We start from the raw sequence: 18,205 nt of genomic DNA, 5'->3' as shown, positions 1-18,205 counted from the left end.
CCGTGAACGCCCCGTCGTAAAGCGGGAGGCGAAGCGACGGCGGGGCGAGTACGTTTTCGGCGTTTTTCTCAAAATGAGAATCGAGCCGCTCTCTTTGCGAAAATTATCACGCTGAACCGAAAGATATCGGCCCGGCGTCACCGCCATCGCGATTTCATCTGATCCGCTCAACGCGCTAAGGCGCGCGCCTCCCCCGTTACCGCCCGTCATGCGTCCCATTTCTGGCCTGCATATTGCTTTTGGTTATAAAAATCTGCCGCAGGTCCGTAAAACCCGGCCTGTGAAACCAAGGAGATAACCCTTCGCGCCGGCGCGGCGTTTTCAGCTTAACGCGGCGCCGTCTCGTTGTTTATTCCAAGAACAAGTCATCAAGGAGAGCCATGTGGGTGATGTGATGCGTCCCATTCCGTTCGAGTCGCTGCTGGAAAGAATGTTTTCCGAATACCGGCAAAGCCGCTCTATTTTCGGCATTCCCGAGCGTCAGTTTTATCGCCGTCATCCCGCCCGGCAAATGCGCGTGTTCGGCGAAGTCTGCGACACCCCGGTGGGGCCGGCGGCCGGGCCGCACACGCAGTTAGCGCAAAATATCATTACCGCCTGGCTGACCGGCGGCAGTTTCATCGAATTGAAAACGGTCCAGATTCTGGATCGGCTGACGCTGGATAAACCGTGCATCGACGCCGAAGACGAAGGGTTTAATACCGAGTGGTCCACCGAGTTCACGCTGGCGAAAGCCGCCGACGAATACCTCAAGGCGTGGTTCGCGCTGTGGCTGCTGGAGTGTCTGTTCGCGCCTCGCTCCGCGGAACAGGGGCGATCGTTTATTTTCAATATGAGCGTGGGCTATGACCTGAAAGGCCTTCAACAGGCCCCGATGCAGACCTTTATGGCGACCATGATGGGGGCCGTCGATACGCCCGCCTTTCAGCGCTATCGCCGGACGCTCGCGCATTGGGTCGCTCACGTCGATTTGCTGCGGGACATCGCCGGGCGGGAGTCGCCGACTGCGCTGTCGACGCTGCCTGATCGCATCCCTTCCCGGCTGGTCACCAGCGTGACGCTATCCACGATGCATGGGTGCCCGCCCGATGAAATCGAAGCCATTTGCCGTTACCTCCTTGAAGAGAAAAAACTGCATACGTTTGTGAAGCTGAACCCCACGCTGCTCGGCTACTCGCGGGTGCGTGAGATTCTGGATGGCTGCGGATTCAACTATATCCAGTTGAAAGAAAAGTCTTTTTTGCATGATCTTCCGCTTGAACGGGCGCTGGCCATGCTGGAGCGCCTGCTGACGTTGGCGCGTCAGCAGGGATTGGGATTCGGGGTCAAACTCACCAATACGCTGGGCGCCGGCAACCATAAGCGGCGCCTGCCGGGAGAGGAGATGTACATGTCGGGCCGGGCGCTGTTTCCGCTGTCGATTAACGTCGCCGCCGTCTTGTCGCGCCATTTTCAGGGACGGCTTCCCATCTCTTACTCCGGCGGCGCCAGCCAGATCAATATCCGCGCTATTCATGAAACCGGCATTCACCCCATCACGATGGCGACGGATCTGCTCAAACCCGGCGGCTACCTGCGCCTGGCCGCCTGCGCGCGGGAATTGGAGACCTCTGCGGGCTGGGAGATGACCTCGGTGAATGTCGACCGGCTGGAGACGCTGGCGCGCGCCGCGCTGACGGCGGATTATCATCAAAAATCCTGGAAACGGGACGAGACGATAGCGGCGGGCGGCGTTTTGCCGGCCGCGGACTGCTATGTCGCGCCCTGCGTCAGCGCCTGCGCTATTCATCAGGACATTCCTGAATATCTGCGTCTGGCGGGGGCGGGGCGTTACGCCGAGGCGCTGGCGCTGATCTATCAGCGTAACGCGCTTCCCGCGATCACCGGCCATATTTGCGATCATCAGTGTCAGTCCAACTGCACCCGGCTGGATTACGACGGCGCGTTGAACATCCGGGAAATCAAACGCATCGTGTTGGAAAAAGGGTGGGCGGAATATCAACGCCGCTGGCGCCGACCGGCCGGTTCGGGCAGTCGCCGCCCAGCGGCGGTTATCGGGGCTGGGCCGGCGGGTCTGGCTACGGGGTATTTTCTGGCCCGGGCGGGACACCCGGTCACCGTGTTCGAACGGGAGCGCAGCGCGGGCGGCGTGGTGCGCCACATCGTACCGCGGTTCCGTATCCCGGCGGAGAAGATCCGGCACGATATCGACTTCATCGCCCGGCACGGCGTGCGGTTTGAGTATGGTTGCGACGGCGAGTTGACGATAGAGGCGCTGCGTCGGCGCGGGTATCCCTATGTTTGCGTAGGGACCGGCGCATATCGCAGCCGCGAAGCGGCGCTGGCGGGGGACAATACCGCCGTGTGGCCGTCGTTCCAGTTCCTCCGCCGTTTCAATCGTCAAGAGCCGCTCTCGCTCGGCCGTTCCGTCGGGGTGATCGGCGCGGGCAATACCGCGATGGACTGCGCGCGCGCCGCGCTGCGCGTACCCGGCGTGGAGCGGGTGACGGTGCTCTACCGGCGAGGGGATAAGGATATGCCCGCCTGGCGTGAAGAGGTGGAGGCGGCGCGGCGCGCCGGGGCGACGTTTCGCTTCTGGGTGGATCCGGAACGTTTCGATGCGGACGGCGCGGTCACGCTGCGCGTCATGCAGCCCGGCGAGCCGGATGCGCAGGGCAGAGCTCGTCCGTCGGCGACCGAACGTACTGAGCTGCTGCATCTGGATGCGCTTATCTCGGCCATCGGCGAAGAGCCGGACTACGCCGCGCTGGCGCGGATGGGGATCCCGCTGGCGGCCGACGGCCTGCCGCTGGTGAACCGTCAAACGCAGGAAACCGAGCGCGACAATGTCTTTCTGATTGGCGATGCGCACAGCGGCCCGGCCTCGATTGTCGCGGCGATAGGGGCCGCGCGGCGCGCGGCCGACGAAATTCTGCGCCGGGAAAATATCCATGACGATCACGCCGCCAAACGCTGGCTGAATACCGACCCCGCCGATATCTACCGCCGCAAGGGGGAACTGGCGGTGAGCCGGCTCGGCGCGGATGCGCCGGAGGCGTTCGCCCGGCAGGAAGCGCAACGCTGCCTGTCCTGCAACTATGTGTGCGCCAAGTGCGTGGACGTGTGCCCCAATCGCGCCAATGTCTCCATCGCCGTGCCCGGCTTTCGCGACCGTTTCCAAACGCTGCACATCGATGCCTATTGCAATGAATGCGGCAACTGCGCTCAGTTTTGTCCGTGGGACGGCAAACCGTACCGGGATAAAGTCACGCTCTTCAATTTGCGGCAGGATTTCGCCGCCAGCCGCAATCCCGGTTTCCTGTTGGATGGGGACGGCGTTTTGGTGCGCCACGAACAGCGGATTTACCGCCTGGCGATCGACCCCCACGGCGCGATCGCGGACGCGCCGCCGGCGCTGGCTGACCTGTGCCGGGTCATCACCACGGTATATCGGGATCATCACTATTTGCTGGGCGGGGTGGAGGAGTAACGTATGCTGATTTTACGTAATGCGACGGCGGTGCAGTTTGAGCCCGTCTGGGTGGAGGAGGGCGTGGATATCGCCATTGAAGGCGCGGCGATCGTCGCCGTGGGAAACGCGCTGACGGCGCGCTATCCGGCGGCGGCGGTGAAAGAGATGCGGGGACGGCTGGTTATGCCGGGTCTCGTCTGCGCCCACAACCATTTTTACTCTGGGCTGGCGCGGGGCATTCTGGCGCAAATCGACCCATGTCCCGACTTCATCTCCACGTTGAAAAATCTGTGGTGGAAGCTGGATCGCGCGCTGGATGAAGCGTCTTTGTATTACAGCGGGCTGGTGTGTTCGCTGGAGGCCATCAAGCACGGCTGTACGGCGGTGATCGACCATCACGCTTCCCCGTCGCTGATTGACGGATCGCTGGATATCTTACGCCGGGGATTCCTTACCGCCGGGCTGCGCGGCATGACCTGCTATGAAACGACCGACCGCAACGGCGGACTGGATGAACTGCGACGCGGGGTGGAAGAGAACGTCCGCTTTGCGCGCCGTCTCGATCGGGATAAAAAATCGGGTTGCGCGCCGTATCTGGTCGAAGCGCATATCGGCGCGCATGCGCCGTTCACGGTGAGCGATGCCGGGTTGGAATTGCTGGCGGATGCGGTGCGGACGACCGGCCGCGGGCTGCATCTCCATGTGGCGGAGGATCGCTACGACGTTTCCCACAGTCATCATCGTTACGGCTTAGATCCTATGATGCGGCTGGCGCACGCGGGCGTGCTCAATGATAAAAGCCTGGTTGCGCACGGGCTTTATCTTTCCGCCGAGGATGCGGCGGTGATAAATAGCGTGGATGCCTGTCTGGCGCATAATCCGCGCTCCAACATGAACAATCAGGTGGGCTACCACGCCCGGCTGGCCGAATATCGCCATGTGGCGCTGGGGACGGACGGCATCGGCGCCGATATGTTTGAAGAGCTGAAATTCGCCTATTTCAAACACCGTGACGCGGGCGGCGCGCTGTGGCCGGACAGCTTCATGCGCTTTCTGCATCAGGGCAACCTGCTGCTGGAGCGCAACTTCGACGCCGCGTTCGGCGCGCTGGCCGCGGGCTATCAGGCGGATTTCACGATCTGCGATTATCTTTCGCCGACGCCGCTCTGCGCGGAAAATCTGGCCGGGCATCTGGCGTTCGCGCTCAACGCCGCCAGCGTGCATAGCGTGATGGTGGCGGGCCAGTGGGTGTATGAAGACCGCCGTTTTCCGTTTGACGTCGAGGAAATTTATTTCCACGCCCGCCGTGAAGCGAAAAAACTGTGGCGGCGGATGGATAATTCGGCCTGAAAAAAACCGGCGGGATCCTATTCGGTTTACTCGAACCCGTAGCGACCCTCCATGAAAACGGAGGGTTTTAATATTAATAAGAGAAAGCCGGTTTATCGTACGGAGAAAATAATAACGCGGCATGATAAATGCGATATTTAACGTAATAATTATCCCGCTGATAAAATAAAACCTTCGTCTCATCCACCCTGTGATGTTTGTATAAGGTATTCGGCGTAATTTTTGGGTTATTCCCCTCATGATATCGCGACGTGGTCTTATTTATCGCTCCCTGCGCGCTGCGCAGGGGTTATTTCGGGGCTGCCTTCGCATGGCTCGCGTCGTGCCGCCCATCCCGCGGTTCGCGCCGTTCCTGTAAGTCTTTGTCGTTACCTCTATAGACCCTGTGTGAATACGCTATTCGTGACGGTTCAATTATTTCACCCCGAATCATTCAGCCCCGAAAAATGAGATAGCCATGCACTTTGTAAGGGCAATAAAAGGCCGGAACGCTATGTCATGGTGCACTCGTATTAAGCGGGTCAACGCCCCGGTATCAGCCTGATAAATGATATATCAACGATGTGCATTTTCTTAAAAAAGGCAATCGTTTGCCTTCGGAAGCGTAAATTAGAATAACCCCGTTCTTATTTTGGTATGGGAATTGCTCTTATATAAATCATCGTCCGTTTATAACCCAGGATAAAAACCGCATGATCCAATTTTTAATGCATGACGCGCGGGTGGTTGAACGGGATCTCGATCCTGCGATGACCGTATTACAGTATCTGCGTCGGCGGAGGCGCCGCGTGGGAACGAAAGAGGGGTGCGGATCCGGAGACTGCGGCGCGTGCACCGTGGCGCTGGGCCGGGTAGAGCAGGGACGGTTGCGCTACGAGACGGCTTGCGCCTGCCTGATGCCGGTCAGCGCGTTGCAGGGCAAGCAGCTGATTACGGTCGAGGATCTGCGGCAGAACGGTAAGCTTCACCCGGCGCAACAGGCGGTCGTGGATCTGCACGCGTCGCAGTGTGGTTTTTGCACGCCGGGCATGGTGATGTCCCTGTTCGTGCTGCAAAAGCAGAGCAAGGGGTGGGATGAGAAGGCGGCCGAGCAGGCGTTGGCGGGCAATCTTTGCCGCTGTACCGGCTATCGGCCGATCATGGCCGCGGCCCGTCGCCTGTGCGAGCATCCGATAGAAGACGGCTTTACCCGAAATGAAGGCTTGACCGTCGCGCAGCTGCAGGCGCTAGCTCAGACCGGGCTCGAAACCCTCGCCGAGGGGGGCCGCGAATGCATTATCCCCGCGACGTTGGCACAGCTGGCCGACGGTTATCTTCGCTATCCGCAGGCCCGCCTGTTGGCCGGCGGGACCGATCTGATGCTGGAAACGGCGCAAACCACCGGCGATCGTACGCCTGTCATCGATCTGGATCAGGTGAGCGCGCTGCGGCGCTGGCGGGCGGATGAACGCTATATCCATCTTGGCGCCGGCATGAGCCTCACCCAGTGCGAACATCGGCTGGAAACGCTCATCCCCGCGTTTTCGCATGCCTTGCGCCGCTTCGCCTCGCGCCAAATCCGCAACCGCGGCACGCTGGGGGGAAACGTCGCCAATGCCTCTCCGATAGGCGATACCCCCCCGATGCTGCTGGCGCTGGATGCCGAACTGCTGCTGCAACGCGGTTCGGACACGCGCACGCTGCCGCTGCGCGATTTCTTCCTGTCGTACCGTCGAACGGCGCTGAAGGCGAGCGAGTTTATCCACGAGATCCTGATCCCGCGTGGACCGCTGATCGACCTCTTCAGGGCCTGGAAGGTCTCCAAACGGGCGGATGACGACATCGCCATCGTATTTGGCGCGTTCGCGATGCAGTTTCGGCAAGGGCGGGTCACCGAGGCGCGGGTCGCCTTCGGCGGGATGGACGCGATCCCCCGGCGGGCGGCGCATTGCGAACAGGCGCTGTTGCATCAGCCCTGGAACGAAGCGACCGTAGCCGCGGCTTGTCTGGCGCTGGAACAGGACTTCACGCCGCTGAGCGATGCACGCGCCAGTGCGGAATACCGCATGCAGGTCGCCAAAAGCCTGCTGCGGCGTTACGACGGCGGGTTGCAAGGAGAAGCGGACGAGATGGAGGCCGAAGACCATGTCGCATAGTCCCTTACCGCCTGAACAAACCGCGCTGCAAGCGCAATTCCGCCAGCCGCTCCCCGGCGCCGTCGGGGACAGTCCCATTCATGAAAGCGCAGAGCGGCACGTCAGCGGCGAAGCGCGTTATATCGACGATCGCCCCGAACCGGAAGGCCTGCTGCATCTCTGCCCGCGACTGAGCGACCACGCGCACGCGCGCATTCTGTCTATGAACGTCGAGCCTTGCTATCGCGTACCCGGCGTGGTGGCGGTGCTGACCCGGCGACAGATACCGGGAAATCCGGATATCGGCGCATTGGCGCCGGGCGATATGTTGCTGGCCGAGGACGAGGTGAACTATGCGGGACAGATCGTGCTGGTCGTGGCGGCGGAATCGCGCGAGGCCGCCAGACGGGGCGCGCAGGCGGCAGTGATCGACTACGAGGTGCTGACCCCGATTCTGGATGTCAAGGAAGCGCTGGAGAAACAACACTATGTGGAGCGCCCTTTTGAGCACCGCCGCGGCGACGTTGACGCGGCGTTGGCCCGTGCGGCCCATCGCCTGACGGGCGGGTTTCACGTCGGCGGGCAGGAGCATTTTTATCTGGAGACGCAGTCGGCGTTGGTCTGCCCGGGAGAAAATCAGACGGTCGTCGTTTATGCCTCCAGCCAGAACCCGACCGAAGTGCAGAAGCTGGTGGCGTCGGTGCTCGGCGTCAGCCAAAGCCGGGTGACGGTGGAAATGCGCCGAATGGGCGGCGCGTTCGGCGGTAAGGAGTCGCAGGGGGCGGGCGTCGCCTGTTTGTGCGCGCTGGCCGCGAGCGTGACGGGGCGACCGGTCAAGATGTGCCTGTCGCGGCGTGACGATATGCGGATTACCGGCAAGCGCCACGGCTTTTTCGTGCGTTACGAGGTGGGCGTCGATGAACGCGGCGTTTTCAGCGGAGTCAAGATCGATCTGGCGGCCAACTGCGGCCATTCGCTGGATCTCTCGGGCTCGATTGTCGACCGCGCCATGTTTCATGCCGACAACGCCTATTATCTGGGAGACGCGCTCATCACCGGCTACCGCTGCCGGACGCATACCGTCTCCAATACCGCGTTTCGCGGCTTCGGCGGACCGCAGGGCATGGCGGCCGTCGAACAGGTGATCGAACACATCGCGCGCACGCTGCATCTGGATCCGCTGGCGGTCCGCAAGCGCAACTATTACGGGATAACGGATCGCAATGTGACCCACTACTACCAGCCGGTCAGGCAAAACAGGCTGAACGACATCACCGAACGGCTGGAGCAAAGCGCTTCCTATCGCCAACGCCGCGCGGAGATTGGGGCGTTTAATTCCCGGCATCCCACGCTGCGGCGAGGGTTGGCGCTGATGCCGATTAAATTCGGCATTTCGTTCACCGCCTCCTTTCTTAATCAGGCCGGCGCGTTGCTGCTGGTGTATACCGACGGCAGCGTGCAGTTGAACCACGGCGGAACCGAGATGGGGCAGGGACTCAATACCAAAGTGGCGCAGATTGTGGCGCAGGTGCTGCAAATCGATATCGCGTCGATTCAGGTTACCGCCACGCACACGGGCAAGGTGCCGAATACCTCCCCGACCGCCGCCTCCAGCGGCGCGGACCTGAACGGTAAAGCGGCTCAGCAGGCGGCGGAGATCATCAAGCAGCGGCTGGTCGAACTGCTGTGTCGGCTTTACGCCTGCTCCCCGGCGGACGTTGCGTTCCACAACGGCGTGGCGCGGGCGGGCAATCAGCATTTAACCTTCGCGCAGGTCGCGCATCTGGCGTGGGTCAATCAGGTGCCGCTGTCGGCCACGGGCTACTATCGGGTTCCGGGCATCCAATACGATCGTGAGGCGGGGCGCGGCGAGCCTTTCTACTACTTCGTTTATGGCGCGGCCTGTGCGGAAGTGGTGGTGGATACGTCGACCGGCGAGTACCGGGTCAAGCGGGTCGATATTCTGCATGATGCCGGCGCCTCCCTGAATCCGGCGCTGGATCTCGGGCAGGTGGAGGGCGGGTTCGTGCAGGGCATGGGCTGGGTAACCACCGAGGAACTGGTGTGGAACGAGCAGGGGTGTTTGCTCACGGACACCGGCGCGACCTATAAAATACCGACGGTAGCGGACATCCCCCATGATTTTCGCGTGCAGCTACTGCCTCATGCGGACAACGCCGCAGAAACCGTTTTCCGCTCCAAGGCCGTCGGCGAACCGCCGTTTATGCTGGGCATGTCCGTCTGGTGCGCGCTGCAAGATGCCGTCGCCCATCGGGACGGGCGGCCGCATCGTCTGCTTGATCTCCCCGCCACGCCGGAACGGGTATGGCGAGCGTTGCAGGCATCCTGATATCAGGGAAGGGCGCGCCTGCCCAGGCAGGCGAAGAGAGTAATCAACCAACAGAGAAAAAACGCGCGCAAAGAGACTTGGGCGGAATGGAATGTATAGGGAAGGCGTTAAAATGATAATTTGTATAACGGAAACATTTTTTCATACCAGTTTTCTTCACGAGAAACTGAAAGACGAAGACATACTGTGGATTGTACGCAATGCGCGCAATCTGGATAAATCCACGTTAACGAATGTGCATGCCGAGCTGACGAAGAGGGCAAGGATCACCGACGACGATGTTGCGTTATTAAAAAAGGCCTATGGCGGATTAAGCCAAGCTGAAATTTACCTCGCGAAGAAATACGGCGTGCCGCAGTCACATGCTCTTTCATCCGCATATCTTGTCGATACAAAGACGTTATCAGAACGATTTTTGGACACGCACCGGGAACAGATATCAAAACATTCACCCGACGGGGCGATGGTGTTTCTTGATATTATGCTGAAACCGTGTTGGCTGGGTTTTTTTAACAACAAGATCATTAATGCGCACTCCGCCGTTTTACCCTTCGCCAGGGGAATGCATGCTATCGAGCAAATCGCCGCTCTGGAAAGTCCGGAGGCCTTGGAAAATGCGGCAGGCGCGACGATTCATTATATCGACGCAGGTATAGACACCGGTCCTATCATCAGGAGCGAAAAAATCAGTCATTTATGGGAGCAAGAGTCCATCTGGGCGATAAAAGGGGAGTCTTATTTATTAGCATTTCAGCTGATGTACGACTATTTATCGAAGGAAAATACATTCACCTTAACGGATGCTCTGTTGCATCAGAACCAGCAACCAGGGCCGCTATTTATGAGAAAAGATTTTACATCAGAAAAACAAGAAATTTCAGAGCAACGGTTCTTGAATATGAAAGAGGAAGCGATTCATGCTGGATGTTAACTGGTTATTGTTTTTTACCGCCAGCTTGACGATTAATGCCATTCCCGGTGCCGATGTCGTTTATGTCGCCGGAAGTTTTCAACATTCCGGATGGCGAGCCGCATTCCTTTCTGCCGCGGGCTTGGCCGTCGGCTACTTTTTTTATGTGCTGCTGACCTGGCTCGGCGTGACGGCGTTGATCGTCTCGATGCCGCTTTTTTACTCGGTGATCCAATTAGCCGGCGCGGTTTATCTTATCTGGATGGGGTATGGAATATATTCATCCCCCGCCGTCGATATTAAGGGGTCGAGTAAGGATAAGGATCCAGTAAAATCAGGATCCTTCCTTTTTAACGGCCTCATCGTCAGCGTGCTTAATCCTAAAGTCGGCATTTTCTTTGTGTCGTTTTTTCCACAATTTATTCATCATGATAGTCCTAAATATTTAATTCTTGTTCTTGGCGCTCTTTTTTGCCTGGGCGCTACTTTTTTTAATATTTTTTATTGCTGCCTCATGGCGCGAGCGAAACGCCTTCATTCTGAGCGCATTGAATTTTTGTTGAGGAAATTACCGGGCGTTATCCTGATACTATTAGGTCTCGTGATGATATGGAAAACGGCGACGACGTTTTTTTATCCCTATGCGGCCTAAGCCTATGATGTTTAGCATGGCGAAAGCGTTCGCCCACTGCATTTCAAGTACGTCAACACGTCTGGCCGGGGCCGGGCTGGCGGGCTCGGACGAAGAGGCGTCGACGCTAGCGATGATGCCGTCCCGGCCCCACTTTTCCGCTCACGCCCGCGTGCGCCGCGTTGGGCCATCAAGCCTGCCGGCGCAATAATTTTTCCACCGTGCGCTGCGCGACCAACGCCTGTTCGCCGGAGGTTTCCGGCGCGGTTTGGTTTTGAACGCAGTCGATGAAGTGTTGCGCACACCCGACGAACCCTCGCTGTTCCAGCGTGCTCTGCCAGTCTGGCGCAGGCCGGAAAACGACGCCGTCTCCGCGGTTCTCGCACCATTCCCGCATATCCGTTACGCGCAGTAATGCGCCGCGCGACACGGCCTGGATGAACTCCTGCTGACCGCCGGCTTGACGATGCATGCTGGTGGTTATCTGTAGATCCTGACGCGTGAAATGGTGTTCCGCATAGATCATCTGGTCTTTTTCGTTCGTGATGATATTGCCGCTCTGCAGGTTGACCTGCCCTTCCGCCAGCCAGAGCGCCGTATCCACTACGTGCAGATAGTCGTCCAGCAGGGTAAAACGCACATCGTTCGGACCGACGCTATCGCCGCGATGCTTATCCATACGCAGCGAGGACATGTCGGTCGAACAGGCTTTCAGCTGGCGATACAGCGGGGCAAACCGGCGGTTGAAGCTGACCATCAGCGTCAGCTTTTTGCTGTGGGCCTGCTCCACCAGTCTTTCCGCTTCGTCGAGATTTTCCGCTAACGGTTTATCGACGCAGACGTGGACGCCCTGACGCAACAGTTCGCTGACCACGGCATAATGAGTTCGGGTGGAACTATGGACGAACACGGCGTCGCACCGTTTCGCCAGTTCGCTAAGCGAGCTGATGTAGGGCAGACGATAAGCGTGACAGATGGGCAACGCTTTCTCGCGCGTGGGCGAAAACGCCCCCTCCAGTTGCCAGTCGGTCGCGGCGGACAGAACCGGCAGCCAGGCTTTTTGTGCAATCCCCCCCAAACCCACCACGCCAATGCGTAATTTTTTCATGTTTGCGTCCCAAAAAATTGGTGATTTAGTATCATCAGCCATTTTCCGACGGTTTGCCATATCGTGGCTTCATCACCGGCGTTTATCGGCGGGGGCCCGTGGCGGTGGCCGGGGGGCGAGCTTTTCGACGGACGCGGTTCGTGGTCAGGGCGCTCAATCGGGCGGGAGAGACAAGTTGTACGGCATCTTCGCCGCCGGTTCCCGGCAGGACCGCGTTGCTGAAAACCGTCCGCAGGATGGCGGGGATGATGCGCTCGATTATTATTGGATTCCATAGGCGGGAGCTATTTTTCGAGGAAATTGAGGGGCGTTGATTCTGTGTTTTATTAAGGCCCTAATTAGGCAAAAAGTTAGCCGTTTTGATATGACGCTCTAACCAAAATTGGACTGACCCCACATCAGTAGACACATTCTGTCCTCACGGCGAGGCCTGTTCGAAGGCCTGCGGGCTGATGCCCCCCAGGTGGCTGTGACGCCGGGCCCGGTTGTAGAACACTTCAATGTTATCGAAGATATCGGCGCGGGCCAGATCGCGGGTTTTATATATACGCTTTCTGATACGCTCTTTTTTCAGCGAACTGAAGAACGACTCTGCTACGGCATTGACGCTCAGCAGTTGCCGCGCCGGCTCATGCTCGGCGCAAGGTTATTAGCCCGGCAGAAGCGTCGCCAGTCGTCGCTGCCATACTGGCTGCCTTGATCGCTATGTACTATCACCTCACTTTCCGGTTTTCGCCGCCATACCGCCATCATTAGTGCGTCCAGCGCCAGTTCTCGTGACAGCGTTGGTTTCATTGACCAGCCCACCACGTTACGGGCAAAGAGGTCGATAACCACCGCCAGATACAACCAGCCTTGCCAGGTACGGATATAGGTGATATCCGTTACCCAGACCTGATTGGGTTTCACCACGGTAAACTGCCTCTGCACGTGATTAGGGGCAACGACAGAAGGCCTGCCGGCTATGCGGCGTGGAGCTTTATAACCGCGAACGGCTTTTATCCGGTTCCGTTGCATGATACGTCCCACCCGGTTTTTACCACAGCTTTCCCCGATTTCGTTCAGATCGCCGTGAACCCGCCGGTAGCCGTATACGCCGCCGCTCAGCGCATACGAATCTCGGATAAGCGTCAGCAGGCGTTGGTGGTCTTTGTCGCGAGCGGAGACAGGGTTATGCAGCCACGCGAACCCGGCCCGTGCGACGTTCAGTACCCGACACATCTTCATGACACCCCATACAGCGCGGTGCTCATTGATAAAGCGGTACTTTAGTCGGGCTCCCTTGCCAAGTACCGCGCGGCCTTTTTCAGGATATCTCGTTCTTCTTCAGTGCGTTTCAGCTGCGCCCGAAGCTTTAGGATCTCGCTTTTGGCTTCCAGCAGGTCCCGAGCATGCTGTTCGCTGTTATCCGGTTTGATGGCGCGCAGCCACTTGTAAAGGCTATGCGCTGAAACGCCCAAGCGGTCGGAAACTTCAACAACGGAATAGCCACGTTCAGTGATCTGACGGACAGCCTCTTCTTTAAATTCAGGTGTAAATCGTGGTGTGCCCATACGCTTCTCCTATGCTCAAACTATAGGGCAGGATCGTCTACCGGGGTGGGGTCAGTCCACAATTGTAATTGTGAAACTACAGCGATATGGGTCTTGTAATTGACTTTGCCCCTATACAGGGACAAAGGGAGGTTTCCCATTTATTATTATCAGGAAAACAAAGTCCTTTATTTTTATTACGATGCGTTTTTCAGGGGCGCGGCGTACTGATAGGGTGAAATATACCCGTCGAGATTCGCATCCATATAATCCGCCCACCATTGCATCATCTTGATCCTCTCTTCCAGATATTCAGCCTTGTGAATATAGGCAGCACGAACGCTGTTTCTTTCCTGATGGCTCATTTGTTTTTCAATCGCTTCTTTCGTCCACAATCCCGACTCACTCAGTGCAGCACTGCCATCGCCCGGAAGCCGTGGCCGCAGACGTCTTTTTGGGTATCGTAGCCCACCACGCGCAGCGCCTTGTTAACGGTATTGTCGCTCATGCATTTATCTTGATCGTATTCGCCGGGAAAAATAAACGCCAGATGACCGGAGAGCGATTCAATTTGCTTTAAGATCGCGATGGCCTGTTCGGATAAAGGAACGATGTGCTGCGTTTTCATTTTTGTGCCACGATGAGAAAAACGCACGTTTTCGATGTGCTCCCGTTCTTACGGGATTACCTATAATTTCTGCTGCCAGTCGATTTCACTCCAGCGGGCAAAGCGCAGTTCGATGGAGCGCACGAAAAACAGCAGCGACAGCTTAAGGGCATATTGGGTCAGCAACCTGCCGGAGTAACTGTCCGTCCGGGATAACAGTTCGGGCAGCTTCTTAAGCGGCAGGGCCGGGTAGTGGCTGGTTTCCGGGAGGCGTAAATTCACCGTCCAGATCCAGCGCCGGGTTCGATTTGATTAACTGCTTTATCACCGCATAGCGCATGATCTCCGTTACGTAGTCTTTTAGCCGCGCGGTGATTTCCAGAAAGCCTTTACTCTCCACCTTACGCAAGGTGAGTAACAGATCCGCCGTCGTGATCTGATCGATAAAGGTTGTCCCCGACATCCGGGAAAACATACATTTCCAGTCTGCGCTGGATGGTTTTTGCGTAATGCGCAGACCAGCGCCGGTGATCGGCGTGCCAGTTCATGGCGATCTGGCGAAATGTCTGCCCGTTTTTCTTTTTCTGCTGCGCGAGCTTCTTATCAGCGGCAGGATCGGCCCCTTCACGCACTTTAGCGCGTGCGGCATCGCGTAGCTGACGCACCTTAAACAGGGAAACACCCGGGTAGGGACCAAAGGCCAGCTTTTTCTCTTTGCCATAGATGCGGTACTTCATGTACCAAAGTTTTGAGCCGTTGGGTTTGATCAGCAGGTACAGTCCTGAACTGCCTGCCAGTTTAAAGGATTTATCGGAGGGTTTGATCTTGCGGATAGCGGTATCGGTTAATGCCATAGCGGGGGGCTCCATTTTCTCAACGAACCGTGAGGCCCCCGATTAAGCCCCCCAAAAACTATGGATGTCAAAAAACCCGGTCGTCCTTATCAGGATAACCGGGTAAAGATAACTTCTTGTTTTTCAAACGTATCAGGACTCACTGGGATGTCATGATACTAAAATCTGGCTCCTCTGACTGGGATCGCCTTTGCCAATAACTGGCTAATAAGTAAGCTAAATCAGAAATTTATTTCTGTCAAGACCACCAGAATGACCACCAATAGTTGTGGGGTTCGCAAAACTGATTTGAGCGCTCTACTATAGCTGGTGATCGTTACCTGAAAGGAAAACGTAGTTAGAGCGGGCATCGAAGAGTCTGCCTGAGTGGAACTATGTTCAAAGAGATCTAAAAGTCAGCTCAGTGCCAGAAGCGGATTGTATAGGTCTGTTATCGGCTCCTGCAGAATAATAATTTAAATAAATTAGCCTTGTCAGTTTATTGATTAACTAATTATTAATTAACAATTCCCAACATATTCATGACATGAATTAATTCAGGCTGAGTTAGGTCAGTTTTGTATAAATCATAACCTTGGGTCATTTGTGCTACTTGCCCATTTGAAATATTAATTTTTCCTGATTGAGATAGTTCAGCATCAAAAAAATAAAATAATTTCGCATTTGTATTCATCACATTAGATTTTATGACTTGCCAGATTTCTTCTTTCTTCAACTTACTCATTCGAGGTCCAAATATGATCCCCTGCATGGCACTTGTTTCATGATGAAAAACATGCCCTGTATTACGATTTACACTGTCTTTGATATCCCTCTCGCCACCAATCCCCGTATTTCCCTCAGGAACAAACATTCGATATTCTGACTCATATTTCCAGAATTTATTTTTAGTTAAAATTAACTCAATAATATTTGAGGTTGGATCTAGAATTGATATTTCTTTAGATTGATTACTATACGTAATAGGCTTAATAGGAAAGCTAATAAGATCTTTAGAAAATAAATTATCTTTTAGTTGCATCCTTATATTATTACTTTGGGACGTAAACTCTTGAGTGCTATAGATCACTACACAGCCACTAAAACCGGCGGCGTAATGCGCCCACATCATACGTTCTAACGCTTTGCTGGAAAAAGATACACTAAAAACTGCTGGGATTATTTTTTTGTACAACCGTTCTTTAATGCCAATTTCACATTGTTTTGCTAAAAACTGCTTTGGGTTAGGTTCATTTTCATAAATGACGGTGTCAGTATCTTCCAGAGGCAGTAGATATTCATATAAAATACTGAGAATCTCATTGGTATGCATATCAAAAAGGGCATCAAGTGACTCAAGGTCACCTTTTATCTTTTTGCCTTTAAATATTTTGTTTAATACCTTATGAACTTTAAGGTCACCAAAATCCAATATGTGAGTCAAATTCTTATAAGAGTACTCACATGACGAGCGTAATAAAATATCCCAAAATCTCAAATCATTATCAAAGCGATAATCTATATTCAAATCATTTGGGTCATTTAATTGCGATTTAGCAGAGAAATATAATTCATTGTAACGAATGGCTTTATCGAAGAAAAAATCAGGACGATAATATTTGAATAAATACATGTTTCACCCATAAAAATATCATAACTAATGATTGCCATGTAAAACAACTTGTCTTTTTATATGACTAATATCCTAATCTTCGGTAAGTATAGTGTAAAGATCAGCATGAAAATACTTCTTTGTTGCAAACAGAGAGTCCGCTGTTCGCTCATAGCCGCCTGTGGCGTATCAGATGGCGGCTCTGTGCCAGGAGCGGAAGTTGTTAAGCCCGCACTGCATCAAACATTAGGCAGCAGGTCATAATCGCCTAGTACATTCTTAGCGCAATCCTCCTTCATCAGTGATGATCTGTGAAAAAAGTAGCTTCAGAAACCTGACACAATGTCTTTAGCTAATGATAGTCTAAGCACATATGCTAAAACAATCACTAAATCTCTTAACATCTTGAATTTGATACTGTAATTTGGTATACGTCTAAAAATCCCTTCTTTAAAAAGCTATGTTTTGCGGGTTGATAACTCAATCAGTGTGTATTTATAAACACATGCCTTAGTGAGTTTACGAGGAAATGAATGACATGAACGCATCACCAAAAGATATTGAAAACAGGCCTAAGGAACTTTTAGGCTTGCCTAGATATCGCTGCTTACCTGAAGAGCCTTTTTATATTGACTTAGAAAAATCAACAGGTCAGTTTTTATTTAATGATATTTTCGACCTAGATGGGGTTCAACCGATCGAACAAGAGGTGATCAACCTTTCAACAGAAAAAAAAGATGGGGTTCCTTTATTTGGTGTGAACCCATCTAAAGAGGCCATCGATTTTTATAAAAAGCGTGGCGATGATTTTCAGATGATTAATGTCGTCGTTTGTTGCTATGGATTTGAAGAAAAGGATGGTAAATTATTCGGGTTGCCTTACCACATATCGATAAGGCCTGCCCAAAAGAAAGGTTTGCCCGAAAATATAAGTATCAAATGGATTGAGCAGTTTGATCTAAGTAGAGTTCTGGATGGGCAGCCGCATTACATGGGGTACAATCCATTTTCTAACGCTTTTGGTTTATTTGCTATCGGTAATATACCTGTAAATGAAAACATTTTTTCTGATACTGTCGGTTTTGTATATCAAAGTTACTTTCTTTCATCCAAATACTCCCAGCAAGATGTCTGTGACCCAGGCATGTGTACAGCTTTACTAGGCGATTCCAGAACCATTCTAAATGATTATAGAAAATTTCGCTTCAGTCGATATTTCAAACCATTTATAAATATTGAACCAATTAAAATATGGGGTTGTGACTCCCCTATTGAGTTGTTCCTCTTGCAGGCTATGCACAGTTTTAATTTAAGACCAAAAATTCAGATGCATATATTTAAAGATGGTAGTAGCTTCCCATCCTTACACTCCATGTGGGAGGACGGGGTCAGAACAAAGAATTTGGCCAAGACAATTACCGAAGCTGATTTTTTCTTTGAAGAACATAGGATTGCTGTGTTTTGTGACTCGGTAGCACATCACTCTACCCCGGAAGCTATTGCAAAAGATAAGGCCATAGATGCAAGTCTCAATGAAATAGGTATTCACAGTATTAGAATTTCTGGTCCAGATATTGTTCAGTCGCCTATGTCCTGCGCAAAGAGAGTTGCAGATATTGTTAATGGGGGATGAAAAAATTATCGCCAAGTGAATCTCTATCAGTTTAGTAGAAACTTTATAATCCA

General features: G+C 54.2%; 10 protein-coding genes and 2 pseudogenes. 8 read left to right on the top strand and 4 right to left on the bottom strand.

The features are described from left to right. Positions 1-382 precede the first annotated feature (382 nt). The 7 genes from ygfK to I6N93_RS10665 all read left to right on the top strand — a co-directional run bounded on the left by ygfK (position 383) and on the right by I6N93_RS10665 (position 11,038). The gene (ygfK, locus tag I6N93_RS10695) at positions 383-3,490 is read left to right on the top strand and encodes a putative selenate reductase subunit YgfK (protein WP_085689825.1); all 3,108 of its coding nucleotides are present in this window, start codon (positions 383-385) and stop codon (positions 3,488-3,490) included. 3 nt (positions 3,491-3,493) lie between these two features. After that, complete coding sequence (gene ssnA / locus I6N93_RS10690; RefSeq protein WP_085689827.1) at positions 3,494-4,822, top strand: putative aminohydrolase SsnA; 1,329 nt, start codon at positions 3,494-3,496, stop codon at positions 4,820-4,822. A 692-nt stretch (positions 4,823-5,514) separates the two neighbouring features. Then, entirely contained in the window at positions 5,515-6,957 is a 1,443-nt protein-coding gene (gene xdhA, locus I6N93_RS10685) for a xanthine dehydrogenase small subunit (protein ID WP_085689828.1), read from the top strand. Then, positions 6,947-9,286, top strand: coding sequence for a xanthine dehydrogenase molybdopterin binding subunit (xdhB, locus tag I6N93_RS10680; protein WP_085689831.1), 2,340 nt, complete (start codon positions 6,947-6,949; stop codon positions 9,284-9,286). Before xdhA ends, xdhB begins: the two co-directional genes overlap by 11 nt. 91 nt (positions 9,287-9,377) lie before the next feature. After that, positions 9,378-10,217, top strand: a complete 840-nt coding sequence (locus tag I6N93_RS10675) for a formyltransferase family protein (protein WP_085689832.1) — start codon at positions 9,378-9,380, stop codon at positions 10,215-10,217. Further along, a complete protein-coding gene (locus I6N93_RS10670; RefSeq protein ID WP_085689834.1) occupies positions 10,204-10,848 on the top strand; it encodes a LysE family translocator in 645 nt (214 codons plus the stop codon). The genes I6N93_RS10675 and I6N93_RS10670 overlap by 14 nt, the downstream gene beginning before the upstream one ends. Before the next feature lie 4 nt (positions 10,849-10,852). Then, complete coding sequence (locus tag I6N93_RS10665; RefSeq protein WP_146741330.1) at positions 10,853-11,038, top strand: hypothetical protein; 186 nt, start codon at positions 10,853-10,855, stop codon at positions 11,036-11,038. Here the strand turns inward: I6N93_RS10665 and I6N93_RS10660 are convergent. The 4 genes and pseudogenes from I6N93_RS10660 to I6N93_RS10640 form a co-directional block, all read right to left on the bottom strand. Next, on the bottom strand, positions 11,018-11,935 hold the full coding sequence (locus I6N93_RS10660) for a Gfo/Idh/MocA family protein (RefSeq protein ID WP_085689842.1): 918 nt from the start codon (positions 11,933-11,935) through the stop codon (positions 11,018-11,020). The genes I6N93_RS10665 and I6N93_RS10660 overlap by 21 nt on opposite strands. 418 nt (positions 11,936-12,353) lie before the next feature. Further along, positions 12,354-13,488, bottom strand: a pseudogene (locus I6N93_RS10655) (IS3 family transposase). Between the two features lie 176 nt (positions 13,489-13,664). Next, positions 13,665-14,928, bottom strand: a pseudogene (locus tag I6N93_RS10645) (tyrosine-type recombinase/integrase). A gap of 496 nt (positions 14,929-15,424) precedes the next feature. Continuing rightward, positions 15,425-16,540 (bottom strand): DUF2971 domain-containing protein, encoded by a 1,116-nt coding sequence (locus I6N93_RS10640; protein ID WP_085690241.1) that lies wholly within the window; start codon positions 16,538-16,540, stop codon positions 15,425-15,427. A 517-nt stretch (positions 16,541-17,057) separates the two neighbouring features. Here I6N93_RS10640 and I6N93_RS10635 point away from each other — a divergent pair. Continuing rightward, positions 17,058-18,152 (top strand): PDDEXK family nuclease, encoded by a 1,095-nt coding sequence (locus I6N93_RS10635; protein WP_085690239.1) that lies wholly within the window; start codon positions 17,058-17,060, stop codon positions 18,150-18,152. Positions 18,153-18,205 lie beyond the last annotated feature (53 nt).

The sequence above is a fragment of the Lonsdalea populi genome (assembly GCF_015999465.1).
Classification (GTDB): domain Bacteria; phylum Pseudomonadota; class Gammaproteobacteria; order Enterobacterales; family Enterobacteriaceae; genus Lonsdalea; species Lonsdalea populi.
This window is presented reverse-complemented; position numbering and strand designations above follow the sequence as displayed.

Coding starts and splice junctions, on each gene's coding strand:
- xdhA (WP_085689828.1), top strand. CDS start 5,515: ATGATCCAATTTTTAATGCATGACGCGCGGGTGGTTGAACGGGATCTC.
- I6N93_RS10675 (WP_085689832.1), top strand. CDS start 9,378: ATGTATAGGGAAGGCGTTAAAATGATAATTTGTATAACGGAAACATTT.
- xdhB (WP_085689831.1), top strand. CDS start 6,947: ATGTCGCATAGTCCCTTACCGCCTGAACAAACCGCGCTGCAAGCGCAA.
- I6N93_RS10670 (WP_085689834.1), top strand. CDS start 10,204: ATGCTGGATGTTAACTGGTTATTGTTTTTTACCGCCAGCTTGACGATT.
- I6N93_RS10635 (WP_085690239.1), top strand. CDS start 17,058: ATGAACGCATCACCAAAAGATATTGAAAACAGGCCTAAGGAACTTTTA.
- ssnA (WP_085689827.1), top strand. CDS start 3,494: ATGCTGATTTTACGTAATGCGACGGCGGTGCAGTTTGAGCCCGTCTGG.
- I6N93_RS10640 (WP_085690241.1), bottom strand. CDS start 16,540: ATGTATTTATTCAAATATTATCGTCCTGATTTTTTCTTCGATAAAGCC.
- I6N93_RS10660 (WP_085689842.1), bottom strand. CDS start 11,935: ATGAAAAAATTACGCATTGGCGTGGTGGGTTTGGGGGGGATTGCACAA.
- I6N93_RS10665 (WP_146741330.1), top strand. CDS start 10,853: ATGATGTTTAGCATGGCGAAAGCGTTCGCCCACTGCATTTCAAGTACG.